This window comes from Variovorax sp. IB41 (assembly GCF_016405905.1).
Taxonomy (GTDB): domain Bacteria; phylum Pseudomonadota; class Gammaproteobacteria; order Burkholderiales; family Burkholderiaceae_C; genus Variovorax.
In genome coordinates this window covers 50,393-66,578 of sequence record NZ_JAEFCB010000010.1, presented here as the reverse complement: position 1 = coordinate 66,578, position 16,186 = coordinate 50,393, and the positions used below count along the sequence as shown (strand labels likewise).

At 68.7% G+C, this 16,186-nt stretch carries 17 protein-coding genes; 5 read left to right on the top strand and 12 right to left on the bottom strand.

Features of this window, described 5'->3' with window-relative positions:
• Nucleotides 1-2 precede the first annotated feature (2 nt).
• The 4 genes from JC881_RS18885 to JC881_RS18870 form a co-directional block, all read right to left on the bottom strand.
• Nucleotides 3-992: a Bug family tripartite tricarboxylate transporter substrate binding protein gene (locus JC881_RS18885; protein ID WP_198787245.1), complete on the bottom strand. Its 990-nt coding sequence runs from the start codon at nucleotides 990-992 to the stop codon at nucleotides 3-5.
• Between the two features lie 119 nt (nucleotides 993-1,111).
• Nucleotides 1,112-2,284, bottom strand: coding sequence for an FAD-dependent oxidoreductase (locus JC881_RS18880; RefSeq protein ID WP_198787244.1), 1,173 nt, complete (start codon nucleotides 2,282-2,284; stop codon nucleotides 1,112-1,114).
• Nucleotides 2,285-2,295: 11 nt separating this feature from the next.
• Nucleotides 2,296-3,231, bottom strand: coding sequence for a tryptophan 2,3-dioxygenase (locus tag JC881_RS18875; RefSeq protein ID WP_198787243.1), 936 nt, complete (start codon nucleotides 3,229-3,231; stop codon nucleotides 2,296-2,298).
• Between the two features lie 146 nt (nucleotides 3,232-3,377).
• Entirely contained in the window at nucleotides 3,378-4,370 is a 993-nt protein-coding gene (locus tag JC881_RS18870; RefSeq protein WP_198787242.1) for an AraC family transcriptional regulator, read from the bottom strand.
• A gap of 115 nt (nucleotides 4,371-4,485) precedes the next feature.
• Between JC881_RS18870 and JC881_RS18865 the strand changes: the two genes are divergently transcribed.
• A complete protein-coding gene (locus JC881_RS18865) occupies nucleotides 4,486-4,956 on the top strand; it encodes a Fur family transcriptional regulator (protein ID WP_198787241.1) in 471 nt (156 codons plus the stop codon).
• A gap of 114 nt (nucleotides 4,957-5,070) precedes the next feature.
• On the opposite strand, the gene zigA is transcribed toward JC881_RS18865, so the two are convergent.
• The 4 genes from zigA to JC881_RS18845 form a co-directional block, all read right to left on the bottom strand.
• Entirely contained in the window at nucleotides 5,071-6,264 is a 1,194-nt protein-coding gene (gene zigA, locus JC881_RS18860) for a zinc metallochaperone GTPase ZigA (RefSeq protein WP_198787240.1), read from the bottom strand.
• 91 nt (nucleotides 6,265-6,355) lie between these two features.
• On the bottom strand, nucleotides 6,356-7,060 hold the full coding sequence (locus tag JC881_RS18855) for a DUF899 family protein (RefSeq protein WP_198787239.1): 705 nt from the start codon (nucleotides 7,058-7,060) through the stop codon (nucleotides 6,356-6,358).
• A gap of 88 nt (nucleotides 7,061-7,148) precedes the next feature.
• A complete protein-coding gene (locus JC881_RS18850) occupies nucleotides 7,149-8,048 on the bottom strand; it encodes an SDR family oxidoreductase (protein ID WP_198787238.1) in 900 nt (299 codons plus the stop codon).
• Nucleotides 8,049-8,090: 42 nt separating this feature from the next.
• On the bottom strand, nucleotides 8,091-8,960 hold the full coding sequence (locus JC881_RS18845) for a helix-turn-helix transcriptional regulator (RefSeq protein ID WP_198787237.1): 870 nt from the start codon (nucleotides 8,958-8,960) through the stop codon (nucleotides 8,091-8,093).
• 68 nt (nucleotides 8,961-9,028) lie between these two features.
• Here JC881_RS18845 and JC881_RS18840 point away from each other — a divergent pair, with 68 nt between their 5' ends.
• A complete protein-coding gene (locus JC881_RS18840; RefSeq protein ID WP_198787236.1) occupies nucleotides 9,029-9,685 on the top strand; it encodes a glutathione S-transferase in 657 nt (218 codons plus the stop codon).
• Here JC881_RS18840 and JC881_RS18835 read toward each other — a convergent pair.
• Nucleotides 9,682-10,584 carry a LysR substrate-binding domain-containing protein gene (locus JC881_RS18835; RefSeq protein WP_198787235.1) on the bottom strand — a complete coding sequence of 301 codons (903 nt, stop codon included), beginning with the start codon at nucleotides 10,582-10,584 and terminating at the stop codon, nucleotides 9,682-9,684. The genes JC881_RS18840 and JC881_RS18835 overlap by 4 nt on opposite strands.
• A gap of 160 nt (nucleotides 10,585-10,744) precedes the next feature.
• On the opposite strand from JC881_RS18835, the gene JC881_RS18830 reads away from it, so the two are divergent.
• Together JC881_RS18830 and JC881_RS18825 are read left to right on the top strand one after the other, a co-directional pair.
• Nucleotides 10,745-12,076: an MFS transporter gene (locus JC881_RS18830; RefSeq protein ID WP_198787234.1), complete on the top strand. Its 1,332-nt coding sequence runs from the start codon at nucleotides 10,745-10,747 to the stop codon at nucleotides 12,074-12,076.
• Between the two features lie 41 nt (nucleotides 12,077-12,117).
• Nucleotides 12,118-13,221, top strand: a complete 1,104-nt coding sequence (locus JC881_RS18825) for a M14 family metallopeptidase (protein ID WP_198787233.1) — start codon at nucleotides 12,118-12,120, stop codon at nucleotides 13,219-13,221.
• Between the two features lie 27 nt (nucleotides 13,222-13,248).
• Here JC881_RS18825 and JC881_RS18820 read toward each other — a convergent pair whose 3' ends face one another.
• From JC881_RS18820 to JC881_RS18810, 3 genes are all read right to left on the bottom strand, one after another.
• A complete protein-coding gene (locus tag JC881_RS18820) occupies nucleotides 13,249-14,046 on the bottom strand; it encodes an enoyl-CoA hydratase/isomerase family protein (protein WP_198787232.1) in 798 nt (265 codons plus the stop codon).
• Nucleotides 14,047-14,108: 62 nt separating this feature from the next.
• Complete coding sequence (locus JC881_RS18815) at nucleotides 14,109-14,537, bottom strand: hypothetical protein (RefSeq protein WP_198787231.1); 429 nt, start codon at nucleotides 14,535-14,537, stop codon at nucleotides 14,109-14,111.
• A gap of 69 nt (nucleotides 14,538-14,606) precedes the next feature.
• On the bottom strand, nucleotides 14,607-14,879 hold the full coding sequence (locus tag JC881_RS18810) for a DUF2164 domain-containing protein (RefSeq protein ID WP_198787230.1): 273 nt from the start codon (nucleotides 14,877-14,879) through the stop codon (nucleotides 14,607-14,609).
• 101 nt (nucleotides 14,880-14,980) lie between these two features.
• Between JC881_RS18810 and JC881_RS18805 the strand changes: the two genes are divergently transcribed.
• On the top strand, nucleotides 14,981-16,177 hold the full coding sequence (locus tag JC881_RS18805) for a lactonase family protein (RefSeq protein WP_198787229.1): 1,197 nt from the start codon (nucleotides 14,981-14,983) through the stop codon (nucleotides 16,175-16,177).
• Nucleotides 16,178-16,186: the final 9 nt, after the last annotated feature.

Genomic DNA, 16,186 nt, shown 5'->3' with positions numbered 1-16,186 from the left:
CGCTATTCGGCCTTGATGCCCGTGGCCTTCACGATCTGCGCATAGCGCTCGTACTCGGCCGACACCTGCTGCTGGAACTGCCGCTGCGCGAAGCCCGTGGCCTCGATGCCCTGCACCGCGAGATCGGCGCGCGCCGCGGGCGTCTGCACGATGCGCCCGGCATCGGCGGCGATGGCATCGAGCACCGGCTGCGGCGTTCGGGCCGGCGCGAACAGGCCGAACCAGGTGCCCGAGCGGTAGCCCGCGTAGGTCTCGGCGACGGTCGGCACTTCGGGCAGCAGCGCATGGCGCTTCTCGCCGCTGGTGCCCAGCGCGACCAGCTTGCCGGTGCGGATGTGCGGCAGCGCGGGGCCGACGGCGATGAACATCACGTCCACCTGCCCCGCGATCACGTCCTGCATGCCCAGCGGACCGCCGCGGTACGGAATGTGGGTGACGTAGATGCCGGTCTTCTGCTTGAGCAGTTCCATGCTCAGCTGCTGCGGACTGCCGTTGCCGGCCGAGGCGTAGTTGATGCGCCCCGGCTGCGCCTTGGCGGCGTGCACGAAATCGGCCACGGTGCGAAAGCCCGTCTTCGGATTCGCGACCAGCACGAAATCGATCTGCCCGAGCGACACCACCGGCACCAGGTCGCGTCGCGCGTCGTACGGCAGCCCGGCCTGGAGATTGGGGAGGATGGTGATCGGCCCATCGGCGCCCACCAGCAGCGAATAACCGTCGGCCGGGGCCTTCGCGAGCCCATCGGCCGCCAGGATGCCCGCCGCCCCGGCGCGGTTGTCGACCACCACGGGCTGCTTCCATTGCTCGGACAGGCGCTGCGACAGATAGCGCGCGAGCACGTCGGGCGAGCTGCCGGGCGTGTTGGCGACCGTGATGTGCACGGCCTTCGACGGGTAGGCCGCCGGCGGTTGCTGCGCCTGCGCGCCCAGCGAGAACAGCGCACCGGCCCACAGTGCGAGGAACGGTTTTTTCAGCGAGGGGTGGACGCGCATGGAAGACTTTCGGTTGCAAAAGACAAAGCGCGCGATTCTGTCGCGCGGCCGCCTTCGCGCGAACGACCCTTTCGTCAGATGCTTAGCTGCATCCGGGCATAAGCAGCTTTTCCAATCCTTCAGGACGGCACCGCACGCAGCGCATCGAGTTCGCGGTAGAAGCCATCGACCTGCTGCTGGGCCGTCTGCTGCATCGCCGCGTTGCGGCGCGCGCAGCTCGCGGCGTCTTCCACGGCGCCCGCCTCGCCGACCTTGCGGGAAGCCTCCTGCACGAAGCGGCACATCGGAAAGCGGCGCTCGCCGAAGGCCTTCAGGGTCTGTTCGCCGATGCCGTGCGCCGCGAGCATGTCGGCAAGCACCACGGCGTCCTCCACCGCCATCGCGCCGCCCTGCCCCATGAACGGCGTCGAGGCGTGCGCCGCATCGCCGATCAGCAGCACGCGGCCCGCGTGCCAGGGCAACGGGGCCTGCACTTCCTCGACGGCGGTGTAGAGCACTTCCGAATCCGCGGAGAGCTCGTCGAGAAACTGCCGCGCCGGCCCGCCGAATTCCGCGAACCGCGCGCGCATCAACGCGGGCCATTGCGCCCTCGGATACCAGCGGTCCGCAGGCTCGCTCACCGTGCCGAAGATGTAGAGCCTGTCGTCGCTGATCGGCATGATGCCCAGGCGCTTGCCGATGCCCATCATCATGACCTTCGCGTCCAGCGCGCGCGGCCGTGCGTGCACGCTGCGCCAGACGCCGAAGCCCGTGTAGCGCGGCGCGACGGGTCCGCACACGGCCTCGCGGACCTGCGAGCGGATGCCGTCCGCGCCGACGACGAGGTCGAAGCGCTGCACCGATCCATCGGAGAACGTGACCTCCGCGTGATCGCCGCCGGCGGGCGAATGGATCGTCGCCACCGTCGTCGCGAGCCGGATAGCGACGCCGAGCGCACCGAGCCGGCCCGCGAGGATGCGGTGCATCTCCGCGCGCTTGATGCCCAGGACCGGCACCGCGTCGCCATGCGAGCGCGGATAGAACACATCGACGATCGGCGCACCGTGGTGGTCGAGGTAGACGTTGCGTCCGTCCGCGATGCCGAAGCCCGCATCGAGGATCTGCGGCAGCACGCCGACGCTGCGCAGCGCCTCCAGCCCGTTGCTGTAGATGAAGATGCCCGAACTCTGGAAGCGCCATTGCGCCTCTTTTTCGACCAGCGTGACCTGCATGCCTTTGTCGGCCAGCGCGATGGCGGCCGAACAGCCCGCGATGCCTGCGCCGACGATCAGCACCTTGTGTGTGGCAGTCATGAACGGGCGCCTCAGAGTTGCGTGCGCACGGACCATAGCTCCGGAAAGAACCGGTGGTCGACCACGCTGCGCAGCCATCCCACGCCGGCCGAGCCGCCCGTGCCCGGCTTGAAGCCGAGGATGCGCTCGACCGACACGAAGTGCCGCCAGCGGTATTGCGAAAACACATCGGCGATGTCCATCAGCGCTTCGCCCAGTCGGTAGAGATCGTTCTCCGGTGTCGGGTCGCCGTAGACCCAGAGCCACGCGGCCTCGACGCCCGGGTTCACCACATAAGGCGCCGACCAGTCGCGCGCGAGCGCCTCGGCCGGCACCGCGATGTCGCGCCGGTGCAGCAGCGCGAGCACGTCGTCGTAGAGGCTCGGCGAATTCAGCGCGCGTTCCATGCCGGGCCACACGTCGGGGTTGTTCGCATGCGCACGTGCCAGCGGCACCGACTTGTTGCCCAGGATGAACTCCACGTGCCGGTACATGTACGACTGCTGGCCCGAGGCGATGCCCAGCGTGTTGCGGAACTGGTTGAACTCGTGCGGCGTGATGGTGGAGAGCACGTCCCAGGTCTTGCCCAGAAACTCCAGCAGCGCGCGCACCCGCGGCACCAGCTGCAGCGCGCCGGCCACGTCGTCGGCGCGGATGCGCGCCTGCATGTTGACCAGCTCGTAGTGAATGGCCTTGAAGGTCAGCTCCTTGCAGTGCGTGATGCACAGGAAGACCATCTCGTCGTGGCCTTCGCTGCGCAGGTGCTGGATGCTCAGCAGCAGGTCGTTGCGCTGGTGCTCCAGGTACGGATTGCTCTGGCCTTCGAACTGCAGCAGCGGCTCGCCGTCGGTGTTCTTCACCGTGGCTTCGCGCTGCCGGTTGTCGCCGGTGGCGATCGATTTGACGAGGGAGTTTTCGAGCGCCGGATTGCGGACGTCGGGGATGACTCGGTGGCGTTGGATGGGCATGCGCCGATTGTTCGGCGCGCATGCGGCCGCCTCAACCTCCGGCACGCCGGATTTGGGCACCGATCGTCCGGTGCGGCAACTCATGCGGATCGCCGCAAACCGTTCGGGCTGAGCTTGTCGAAGCCTTGCGCTGCGCTTCGACAAGCTCAGCGTGAACGGTCCTGGCTATCGCTATTGGGCGCAGCCTGACGCACATACGCGCTGGGCGTCATGCCCGTCCAGCGCTGGAAGGCGCGCGAGAACGCCTTTTCCGAGGCATAGCCCACCGCCTCTGCCACCTGGTGCAGGCTCAGCTGCCGGTTCTTGAGCTTCTCGGCCGCGAGCGTCATGCGGTAGGAGCCCAGGTAGTGCATGGGCGTCACGCCGACCAGCGCGCGAAAGCGCTCGCTGAAGACGGTGCGCGAGAGATAGCTCGCCTGCGCCAGCGTGGCCACCGACCACGGGTGCTCGGGCCGCTCGTGCATCAGCGACATCGCGCGCGCGATGCTCTCGTCGTCCAGCCCGCGCAGCTGGCCGGCCTGCTGCGCCTGGTCGGCCTGGGGCTGCGCGTACAGGTGCTCGCAGAGGATGTGCACCAGCAGCAGGTCGGCCATGCGCGCCGCCGAGAGCTGCCAGCCCGGGCGCTGCGCGATGGTTTCGTTCACCAGCGATTCCATCGCCTGCGCGAGCGACGCGGTGGTGGGAATCTCATCCTGCCGCAGCACGATCAGCGGCGGCAGGCTCGCCATGATGGAGCCGAGGCCCTCCGCGGGCATCCACAGGTGCAATGAGAACAACGCGGTCGCCGCGCCGCCGCCGCCGTGCGAGAACACGATCGGGTGGTCGCCATGCCGGCCGACCGAGTGCGCGGTGATGAGATCGCGAAACGGCTCGGCCTCCAGGCCCGGCGCGGACGACACGGTGTGGGCGCCGCCCTGCGGCAGCATCGCGATGTCGTGCGGCGCGACGGCCACCGGCTCGGCGCCGTCCACCGCGATCCAGTACGGCGCGCCGGTGCACATGCGGATCAGCGGGCCGGCGACGCCGCTCGAATGCAGCGCCCATGGCGCGGAGAGCGAGAAGCGCGCCGTGACCGCCCGCTCGGACCTGTACGTCGCAAGCACGTGGCTGAGTGCGTCGCCGCCGCGCTCTGTGTCCATGCTGTTCGTGCCGTCCGTTGGTCTGGAATGCGGCCGATTATCTGGCATGGCCGGCGGGCGATTTTGGCCTTGCGTTACACACGAGCCCCGGGGATGCAACACAATGGCGTTTCCCATGAAGACCCCGACACCGCACCCGAAGCCCCCGCTCGCCGCCTTCGACAGTGAGACCCTGCTGCGCGAAAGCGGCCTGCGCGTGACCCGCGCCGCCCAGACCGTGCTGGAGCTGCTCAAGCACACCTCCCAGCCCCTGACGCACGAGGAAGTGGCCGCGGCCTACACCACCGCCACGGGTGAAGCCCCCGACCGCGTGACCATCTACCGCGTGCTCGACCGCCTCGTCGAAGCGGGCCTGTGCGACCGCCGCGTGGGCGCCGACCGCGTCAACCGCTTCGCGCGGCACGTCGAAGCCGCCTCGGGCAACACCTTCGAATGCGACCAGTGCCACAAGGTGCTGGCGCTGCCTTCGGACCCCGAACTGCCCAAGGTGATGGGCCGGCTCGGCAAGGCGTTGCGCAAGCAAGGCATCGACACCCGCCATACCGCGCTCACACTTCACGGCACCTGCGGCGACTGCGCCCGATAAAAGGGCTCTCCCCCAGTCTTCGCGCACTTCGTGTCGCTTCGCCAACCCCCTTCCGGGGGCAACGCCCGCGGCCCGGCAAAGCCGGTTCCGCGCCGTTTCCCGCAATGCCGTTTTCTAGACGTTCCAGGACGGGAACGGATCGGGCAGGTTCTGCCACCACGAGGGGCCGAAGCGCATCTCGTTGTCCGTGAGCAGACACGCATTCAGCCGCGCACGCAGCGCGGCTTCGTCCATGCCGATGCCGATCAGCACCAGTTCCTGCCGCGCATCGCCCGTGGCCGGGTCCCAGTTCTTGTGGATCGTCTCCAGCGCCTCCGGCTCGGTCGGCCAATGCTCGCGCGGCACGGCCGCCCACCAGAACCCCGCCGCGCCGTAGCGGCAGGCGCCGCCGGCCTGCGACCACGAGCCCGCGCGCGTGGCGCGGCTCGCGAGCCAGAAGAATCCCTTGGAGCGCACCACACCCTCCCACTCGCCTTGCACCAGGTCCCAGAAGCGCTTCGGATGGAACGGCAGGCGCGAGCGGTACACGAAGCTGCGGATGCCGTAGGCCTCGCTCTCGGGCACGTGCTCGCCACGCAGCTCGGCGAGCCAACCCGGCGCCTGCTCGGCCTGCTCGAAATCGAAGAGCCCCGTGTCGAGCACGCGGTCGAGCGCGACGCGGCCGAACTGCGACATCTCGATGCGCGCACGCGGATTCAAGCTCTGCAAGATCGCCATCAGCCGCTCGCGCTCTTCGGCGGTGACGAGGTCGGTCTTGTTGACCACCAGCACATCGCAGAACTCGATCTGCTCGATCAGCAAGTCCACCACCGTGCGCGTGTCCTCGTCGCCGAGCGACTGGCCGCGCTGGCCCAGGCTGTCGGGCGAGCCGTAGTCGCGCAGGAAGTTGAAGGCATCGACCACGGTCACCATGGTGTCCAGCCGCGCGACGTCGGCCAGGCTCTTGCCGTCCTCGCCTGCGAAGGTGAAGGTCTCGGCGACGGGGAGGGGTTCGGAGATGCCGGTGGATTCGATCACCAGCTGGTCGAAGCGCCCCTCCTTCGCCAGGCGGTTCACCTCGATGAGCAGGTCTTCGCGCAGCGTGCAGCAGATGCAGCCGTTGCTCATCTCGACCAGCTTCTCTTCGGTGCGGGAGAGCTTGGCGCCGCCGTCACGCACCAGCGCTGCGTCGATGTTGACCTCGCTCATGTCGTTGACGATGACCGCCACGCGGCGACCCTCGCGGTTGTGCAGGATGTGGTTCAGCAAGGTTGTCTTGCCCGCGCCGAGGAAGCCGGACAGGACGGTGACGGGGAGGCGATGGGGCATGGGAGCGCAATCCATAGATGCAACAGCATTGCATTATAGGGATCAATCGCAACAAGGTTGCACTTGCTGCAACCCCACCCCCAAAGAGCGGTCAGTAGCTCAGCTTCGGATACCAGTCCTTGCCGCGGCCCTCGGGCGTCATGTCCAGCAGGTTCCAGATCGGCATCGGGTCGGGTGCGCCGCGCGGGTCCTGCCCCGGGTCCGCGCTGCCTGCGCCCATCTCGGCGGCCCAGAAATGGCGGATGGTGCCGCCGCTGCGGTGGAACACGTTGAACGCCGCGTTGTCGCCGCTGTCGGGCGTCTCGCCGGCGTAGTCGCGGTTGAAATGGCTGCCGGCCGACGAGTAGAGCGGCAGGTGGCGCCAGCCGCGCTCCACGGCGAAAGCGCGCATCCTCTCGATCGGCGAAGTGGCGATCACCGCGAAGGCCACGCGCTGCAGGATGTCGGGCATCTCGCCGTCGTAGGCGCTCAGGAGCGACGTGCACATGGGGCACGGCCGCTCGCGCTGGGGGCCGTACATCCAGTTGTAGGTGATCAGCGTGTCGTGCTTGCCGAAGAGTCCGGAGAGCTTCACGGGGCCATTCGGTCCCTGGAAAGCGTAGTCCTCGGGCACCTCGCCGCCTGGCGGTAACTGGCGCCGCTGCTCGGCGACGCGCTCGCAGTGCCGGCGCAGCTCGATCTCTTCGGCCAGCAGCGCGGTGCGTGCCTCGCGATAGGCGGCGCTCTCGTTGGGCAGGCGCACGGGGTTGGCGCTTGCAAGTTGTCCGGCAGGTTGAAGTTGGGCTTGGAAAGACATGGGGATGTTGCCTCCTGTCAGTCCATGCTGTGCCCGTAGCCGCCCTGCCCCGGTCCGAACAGTTCGCGAATCGCAGGGGCGCGCCGTCCTACATCTCGAAGGCCTTCACCTGCCGGCCGTCGATGTCGGTGAAGCCGTAGGTCTTCGCCAGGTCGGCCACGCGCAGCACTTCACCCGTTTTCTCCAGCACCTGCGAATCACCTGCCAACGCGGCCACCGCGCGGCCGAGGTAGCGCGGCGATTCGGTGTTCGCCAGTGCGGGCCGCTCCTGCCAGTGCGCCTCGTCGGTCTTGTGACCGGCCAGCACGAATTCGGTGCGCATCCAGCCCGGCGACACGGCGACGGAGGCCACGCCGTGCGGCTTGAGATCCTGCGCCATGCCGAAGGCCAGCCGCGTCATCGAGGCTTTCGCGAGGTCGTAGAAGAGGTTGCCCTTCATGTAGTGGCCGCGGTCCCAGAAGGTGGTGGTCACGATCAGGCCGCGCCCGGCGCACACCATCAGCGGCGCGGCGATGCGGCTGGCCACGAGGTGGTTGCGCACGCCGCGGTCGAACATCGAATCCCAGTTGGCGAGCGGGTGCTCCCAGAAGGGCGCGTCGAACACGCCGTTGAAGGTCTCGTGGCCGCCCCACGCGTTGTTCACGAGCAGGTCGATGCGGCCGGCCTCGCGCTCGACTTGCGCGAAGAGCGCCTTCACGTCTTCTTCGCGGGTGTGGTCGCAGCGCACCGCGATGCCGCGCCCGCCCATGCGCGTGACTTCGTCGGCGGTGTCGTCGATGCTGCCGGGCACCTCCGGCATATCGGACAGGGCCTGCAACTGCCCATAGGTGTCGGCGGGCTGCGCGCGCGTGCTGCGGCCGGTCACGTACACCGTGGCGCCGGCCGCGCCCAGCTCCATCGCGATGCCGCGCCCCGCGCCGCGGCTGGCCCCCGTGACCACCGCCACGCAATCCTTCAGCGGGCGGCTCGTGTTCTCGTTCTGCGTCATCCGGTGCTCCTTGGTTTGAACGCCGACGAAGATAGTGCGCCCTCAGCCGGGCGTCTTGGAAGAACCCGAAATCGCATGGCCCATGAACTCGGTCGGCGTGACGCCGCAGAGCGCGCGGAATTCGTTGACCAGGTGCGACTGGTCGTAGAAGCCGCTCTCCACCGCCACGTCGGCCCAGGCCGGCGCGGGCTGCAACCGCAACGCGCGGAGGCACTCGTGCAGCCGCGCCAATCGCGCCCAGGCGCGCGGCGACAGCCCGACATGCGCATGGAAGAGCTGCTGCAGCCGCCGCTCGCCGACACCGACGGCCGCCGCCACGTCACGCAAGGGTTTGCGACCGCCCGATTCCGCGATGAGGCGGGCCGCGTGCATCGCGGCGTGGTGCGCGGTGCAGCGGCTTTCGAGCAAGCGGCGCTCCAGCGCGGACTGAAGCAGCGCCGCGCGCGCGGCATCGTCGGGCGCCTCGGCCATGCGCGCCAGCAGATCGGCCGCGCGGCCTTGCCAGAGCTCGTCCAGGTGCACGGCCTGCCCCGCGATCTCGCCGGCGGGCAGGCCCAGCAGCGCGGCCGCCGCGCCGGGCCGCAGCGTGACGGACACGCCCTCCACCTTGTCGCGCATGCGCACCACGACCGGCGCGACGGATGCGCCGATCGCCTCCACGGGGAGTCCCGCGCCATCGCCCGCGGAAGGCGCCTCGCCGAGATTGAAGACCAGGCGCACCGCGCCATCGGGCAGCACGCGCTCGTGCACCTCGTGCCCCGCGGCGAAGGTCTCGCGGTACAGCAGGATGTGCGAGACATGCGGACGCAGCGCCGCGCTCACCGGCACCGCGCGCAGCGTGCCGGCGGGCACACCCGATTCCGGCCCGTGCAGCGGATCGTCGTCGAGCCGGAGGAAGAGGCGTTCACCCATCGGCCCATTGTGTTGAAAAACCCGGCCGGGCGCGAGCCGGCCGCGCTGGCGGAAAATCGGCCGCTCGCATGCCTTCCACCGCCCTCCCCGTTCTCTATTCGTTCCGCCGCTGCCCCTATGCGATGCGCGCCAGGCTCGCGCTGATCGCGAGCGACACCCGTTGCGCGCTGCGCGAGATCGTGCTGCGCGACAAGCCCGCCGAGATGCTGGCCGCTTCGCCCAAGGGCACTGTGCCCGTGCTGGTAATGGCCGACGGCGCGGTGCTTGAACAGAGCCTGGACATCATGCTGTGGGCCCTGCGGCGCAACGATCCGCAGCGCTGGCTGCAACCCGATGCCGGCACCATCGACGACCTGCTCGCGCTGGTGGCCGCGTGCGACGGCGACTTCAAGCCGCAGCTCGACCGCTACAAATACCCCAATCGATTCGACGACACGGCGCATGCGGCGCGCGAGCGCGGTGCGGCGTTCCTGCGCGGCCTCGAAGCCCGGCTCTCGGCCTCGCCGCATCTGGCGGGCACGCATGCGACCTTGGCCGATGCGGCCCTCATGCCCTTCGTGCGCCAGTTCGCGATGGTCGATGCCGCATGGTTCGATGCCCAGCCCTGGCCTCGCCTGCACGCCTGGCTGTCCGCATGGACCGCGTCGGAGCTGTTCGCCCGCGCCATGCCCAAGTACGCGCCCTGGAAGACGGGCGAAGCGGGCATCGATTTTCCTTTGCCCTAGCCTGCCATCGCAGCCGCCGAGGCGCGCTGGATGCACTCGATGAAATGCTGCGCCGCCGGCGTCGGCAGCTGACCCCGTCGCCGCACCACGCACACGTTCAGCACCGGCAGCGTCTCCACCACGTCGATGCGCCGGATGCCGTGCCGCTTGAACGTGAGCTTGACCAGCGGCTCGACGAACAGGCCGATCAGGTCCATGTGCCCCACCAGCCCCAGCGCCACCGTGACCGATTGCCCCTGGATGATGCGGGCCGGCGGCGGCAGGCCCAGCGGGGTGAAGAGCGGCGACACCGAATCGCCCCCGCCATGGTCGTCGCCCGGCAGGATCCATTCGCCGCCGTACAGGTCGTGCAGCGAGCGCGCGCCCCGCAGCGGATGGCGATCGCGCATGCCCACCACCAGTTGCACCGGGAAGAGCTCCAGCGCCTCGAACTGCGCATCGAGCGTGCCGGGCACCACGTGGGCCACGGCGAAATCGAGGTAGCCGTCGCGCAGCCGCGCGAGCATCCAGGGCAGCACCGCCTCGCTGAACTGCACGTCGACCGCGGGCAGCCGGGTGTGGAAATCCTTGAACGCCGCAGGCAGCACGGTGAGCGCGAACGAGGCGCTCACCGCCATCGACACCGAGCCGGTCGCACCGTCGCGAATCTGCGCGATCTCGTCGCGGGCGCGCTGCATGTCGGCCAGCAGCAGCCGCGCGCGCGGCGCGAAGGCCTGGCCGAACTCGGTGAGCCGCACGCCCTTGACGCTGCGCTCCACCAGCGGCGCGCCGACCTCGCGCTCCAGCTCGCGCACGATCTTGGTCACCGCGGGCTGCGAGAGCCCCAGCACGCGCGCGGCGGCGCGGATGCTCATCTGCTCGACCACCGCGACGAAGGCGTGCAACTGGTTGGGTTTCATCGGGCGCTCTATCGGGCGTGTTGTCGGGCGCTTTTCATGACAACCTAAAGTTATCGTTATCGCCCAATTATTGTCTTTTCATGACAGCAGCGAGTCTCTAGCATCCGCCGCGGTCGCACCACCTTCCAACCAGATCACACCAAAGCACACCTGGAGAGACATGAGCATCCCCCATACGTCGACGCCGACGCAGACGCAGCCCTCCTCCGCCCGCCGGCGCCAGACCATCGTCGCCACCACCATCGGCAACGGGCTCGAGTTCTTCGACTTCACGGTCTACGGGTTCCTGGCGCTGGTGATCGGCAAGCTCTTCTTTCCGACCTTCAATTCGTATGGCCAGCTGCTGCTGACGGTGGCGAGCTTCGGCGTCGGCTTCATCATGCGGCCGCTGGGCGGCATCGTGATCGGCGCGTACGCCGACCGCGCGGGCCGGAAGAAAGCCATGACGCTCACCATCTTCCTCATGGCGCTGGGCTGCGCGCTCATCGCCTTCACGCCGACCTACGCGGCCATCGGCGTCGCGGCGCCGATCGTCATCGTGCTGGCGCGGCTCATCCAGGGCTTCTCGGCCGGCGGCGAAGTGGGCGCATCGACCACGCTGCTGGTGGAGCACGCCACGCCCGCCAACCGCGGCTACATGGCGAGCTGGCAGTTCGCCAGCCAGGGCCTGGGCGTGATGCTCGGCGCCATCGTGGTGGGCGCGCTCACGTTCTCGCTCACGCCCGAAGCGATGCAGAGCTGGGGCTGGCGCGTGCCTTTCGTCATCGGCATGCTGATCGCGCCGGTGGGCATGTACATCCGCCGCCACCTCGAAGAGTCGCTGCACGTCTCGCCCGAACAGGCGGCCGCGCCGCGCGAGAGCAGCCTGAAGATCGTCTGCACGCAGCACGGCAAGACGGTGCTGGCCGCAATTTTGGCGATCGTCGGCGGCACCACGGCTGCGTATGTGGTGACCTTCTACATGCCCACGTATGCCGTGCGCGAGTTGGGCCTCACGCCCTCGGTGGCGCTCTTCGGTGCGGCGCTCACGGGGCTGATCTCGTTCGCGTTCGCGCCGTTCGTGGGCAAGCTCTCGGACATCGTGGGCCGCAAGACGCTCATCTTCTGGAGCCGCGTCGTGATGGCGATCCTGATCTACCCGGGTTTTCTGTGGCTCAACGCCTCGCCCACGCCCGCGGTGCTGTTCACCGTGCTCGGCGTGCTGAGCATCGGCCTGGTGGTGCAGACGGTGCCGGGCATCACGATGCTGCCGGAGATGTTTCCCAAGCGCGTGCGCGCGAGCGGCATGTCGCTGGTCTACAGCGTGGGCGTGGCGCTCTTCGGGGGCTTTGCGCCCTTCATCAGCACCTGGCTGGTCAGCGCCACCGGCAGCAAGCTCGCGCCGGCCTGGTACCTCGTGGCGATGACGGTGATCTCGCTGCTCGGCCTGATCTGGCTGCGCGACCATACGGGCCGCGACATCGACGCAGCGGGCGCCCACGCGCCGGCCTGAAACAAAAACATTCCCACGATTCCATTCAGGAGCCCCACCCCATGCAAGCACAACCCACCGCCGCCACGCGCCACTTCTCAGGCACGTATGTCGAAGCCCGCGCCAAGTTCCTCGAGGCCGCGGCCCAGCGCGGCGCGGCCATCGAATCGTTCGTGCATCCCGCGCACCGCGGCGCGCTCGGCGAGGAACTCGCCACCGACGTGGCGCTGATCGGCGCGACGGACGCGAAGAAGCTGCTGCTCGTCACCTCCGGCACGCACGGCCCCGAGGGCTTCTGCGGCTCGGGCGCGCAGGTGGCGACGCTGCACGACGCCGACCTGATCTCCCGGCTCGAACAGGCCGGCGTGGCGCTGCTGCTGGTGCATGCGGTCAACCCGCACGGGTTTTCTCACCTGCACCGCACGAACGAAGACAACATCGACCTGAACCGCAACCACATCGACTTCAACGCGCCGCTGCCGGTGAACGCGGAGTACGCCGACGTCGAGCCGCTGGTGCTGACCGCCACCTGGCCGCCGACGCCGGCCGATGAGGCAGCAGTGGCCGCCTATGTCGAGAAGCACGGCATGCGCGCCTTCCGCGCGGCCGTCACCAAGGGCCAGTACGTGTCGCCCGATGGCCTCTTCTACGGCGGCACCGCGCCCTCGTGGAGCAACGGCACGATGCGCGCCATCCTGCGCAAGTACGCGGCTTCGGCCACGCACATCGGCTGGATCGACATCCACACCGGCCTCGGCCCCTACGGCCACGGCGAGAAGATCTACCCGGGCCGCAACACGCCCGCCGATCTTGCGCAGGCACATGCGTGGTGGGGCGCCGACGTGTTCGCGCCCTTCGCGGGCGACTCGGCTTCGGCCGACGTGTCGGGACCCGTGGTGTCGATCGCGTACGACGAATGCCCGAACGCGAGCATCGCGCCGATGGGCCTCGAATTCGGCACGCTGCCCGATGGCGAGGTGCTCACGCGCCTGCGCGCCGACACCTGGCTGCGCCGCCACCCCGAGGCGCCGCAAGCGCAGAAGCGCGAGATCCGCCAGGGGCTGCGCGACGCGTTCTACTGCGACAACGACGAGTGGAAGGGCATGGTGCTCGGGCAGACGCGCGTCGTGCTGCTGCAGACGCTGCAAGGCCTGAAGAAGGCCTGAAGAAGGCCTGACGCGGCAAGCCGGACTTCAGCCGAAGTTCGGCGCGCGCCGCTCGCGCAGCGACGCCACGCCCTCGCGCACGTCGGCGCCCGCGAAGCCCATGAATTCGAGCGCGAGCGAGGCGTCGAAGGTCGGGCCGGCCTGGCGCAGCCAGTTGTTGAGCGCGTACTTGGTGAAGCGGATCGCGCTCTGGCTGCCGGCCGCGAGCCGGTCGGCCACTTCGTAGGCGCGCGGCAAGAGGTCGGCCTCTTCCACGGCGAGCGACACCAGCCCGATGCGCTCGGCCTCCTCGCCGCTCACCGGCTCGCACAGCAGCAGGTGGTACTTGGCCTTGGCCATGCCGCACAGGAGCGGCCAGACGATCGCCGCATGGTCGCCCGCCGCCACGCCCAGGCGCGTGTGGCCGTCGACGATCTTCGCGGTCTTCGTGGCGATGGAAATGTCGGCGAGCAGGCCGGCCACCAGCCCCGCACCCACGGCCGGGCCGTGCATCGCGCTCACGATGGGCTTGTCGCAATTGATGATGTTGTAGACGAGGTCGCGCGCCTCTTTCCACACGCGCTGGCGGATGGCATCGTCGGTGGCCATGTCCTGCACCAGCGAGAGGTCGCCGCCGCCCGAGAAGCCCAGGCCCTCGCCCCGCAGCACCGCACAGCGCACCGTGTCGTCGGCCGAGATGTCGCGCCAGATCTCGGCGAGCTCGCGGTGGCCATCATGGCCGGCGGTGGGCAGTTTGCCGTTGGCCGCGCGCATCTGGATGTCGAGCACGGTGCCGTTGGCGCCGCGGCGGGTGATGGCGAGGGTCTGGTAGCGGGTGTAGTCCATGGTGTCTCCGTCCCTTGTCCGAAAGGACGAGGACTTTCTTCTTCGTTGAAAAGATCGGAAGACTATTTTCGCGCCGCCACTTCGCGGCAGCGCTGCACATTGGCATCGAAACGTGGTGCGAGGCCGGGCTCGCAGGCCTCGTCGCCGGGCGTGAGCCTGCACATGCCGACGACCACGTAGTCCATCACCGCCGAAGTGCACATCGGGTAGGCCGCGAGGTCCGGATTGGCCTTCACCTTGAAGCCCCAGCGTTCGGAGAACTGCACCGTGCGGACCATCGCGCCGTGGAAGAAGCTGCGGTCCCTGGCGGCGATGGCGGCCTCCATGCGCGGCAGTTCCTCGTTCAGGTAGCCGGCGGCGTCCAGGGGAAACGCCGAGGGCGGCTCCTGCTGGGCGGCGGCGAGGGATGCGGCCAGCACGAGCGGCACGAAGACCAGGGTGCGCAGCAGCGAGGAAGGCGAAAGGCGGGTGGTCGGGCGGTGGAGTTGCATGGCTTGGGATTCTGCAACGTTTGGAAGCATCTTTGAATGCCAGGCGATGCGTGCGCGCGACGCCCGGGCCTACTTGCCCTTTTTCTGCCTGTCGAACTTGCGCCAGTACTGGAACTCGTCCTCGTGCACTTCGAGATCGACTTCGGAGATGCGCGACTGCAGCCGCTCCTGCACCTCGGCCACCGCCTTGTTGTAGACGATGGGGCCGACCTCCTCCAGGAAGAAGCCGAGCAGCGCGCCGGCGGCGATGTTGCCGATCTTCTCTTCCATGTTCTCGATGAAGTAGCGCTCGATCGAGGCGATGGCCTGCTGGCGCGCTTCCTTGGATATCTCGATGGTCATGCGGGTGGCTCTCGGAGGTTGGGCCGGACGATTGTGCCGCTACGATGCGCTGCGGCCGCAAGGCCCGCGCGACAACGACACACAACAACGGAGACAACGCCATGAAGTTCCACTCAGCCGCGCCGGCTGCCCTCGCCCTCGCCGTTCTTGCAGCGATTTCGGGCTGCACCAACCTCACCCCCACCGTGCCGCAGCGCCAGTTGATGATCGTGGCCAACGACGAGAAACAATCGTGGAGCGATGCGGGCGCCGTCATCCTCGGCCCCATGGGGCGCGACACGGTGCAGGTGCTCGACATCGGCACCGACCCGCTCGCACCCAAAGTCGTCGGCACGCTGCAGCTGGACAACACCATCGCCGGCCCGCCGACGAACCTGGCGATCATGCCCGGCGAAACGCTCGCGCTCGTCGCCAACTCGCTCAACGTGGTCGAGGAAAACGGCGTGAGAAAGCAGGTGCCCGACAACCGCCTCTTCGTGATCGACCTGACCGCGACGCCGCCGAAATTGATCGACACGCTCGCAGTCGGCAAGCAGCCCTCGGGCTTGTCGATCAACCGCGCGGGCACGCTCGCGCTGGTGGCCAACCGCGCCGACAACTCGGTGAGCGTGCTGCGCATCGCGGGCAAGAAGGTGACGCTCATCGACACCGTGGCCATGAACGATTCGGTGGCGCACGTGCGCTTCACGCCCGATGGCAAGCGCGCATTGGCGACCAAGTTTCCGACCCACAAGATCGCGCTGCTCGAGGTGAACGGCGAGAAGGTCAGCTACAACAAGGTCGACCTCGCGGCGGGCCTGTGGCCCTACAACGTGGATGTGACGCCCGACGGCAAGCTCGCGCTCACGGCCGACAACGGCAACTCGGGCGCATCGGACGGGCAGGTCGACACGGTCAGCGTGATCGACATGGAAGCCGCGCCGCCGCGCGTGATCGACAAGGTGGTGGTCGGCGACGGCCCCGAAGGCCTGGCCGTGAGCCCCACTGGCAAGCACGCGGTGGCGGTGATCCTGCGCGGCAGCAACTCGGCGAAGAACGCCTACTTCTACAACCGCAACGGCTCGGTGGTGCTGCTCAAGATCGACGGCAAGAAGGTCACGCGCGCCAACGAAGTGGTGGTGCGCGGCCTGCCCGAAGGCGCGGTGTGGAGCGCGGACGGCAAGTACCTCTACGTGGGGAATTTCATCGACCAGGACATCACGATCCTGCGCGTCGATGGCGACACGCTGGTGCCGACGGGGAAGTCGGTTCCGCTGCAAGGACACCCGGCGGCGATGCGCGGGACAATGACGCACTGACCGCCCGCC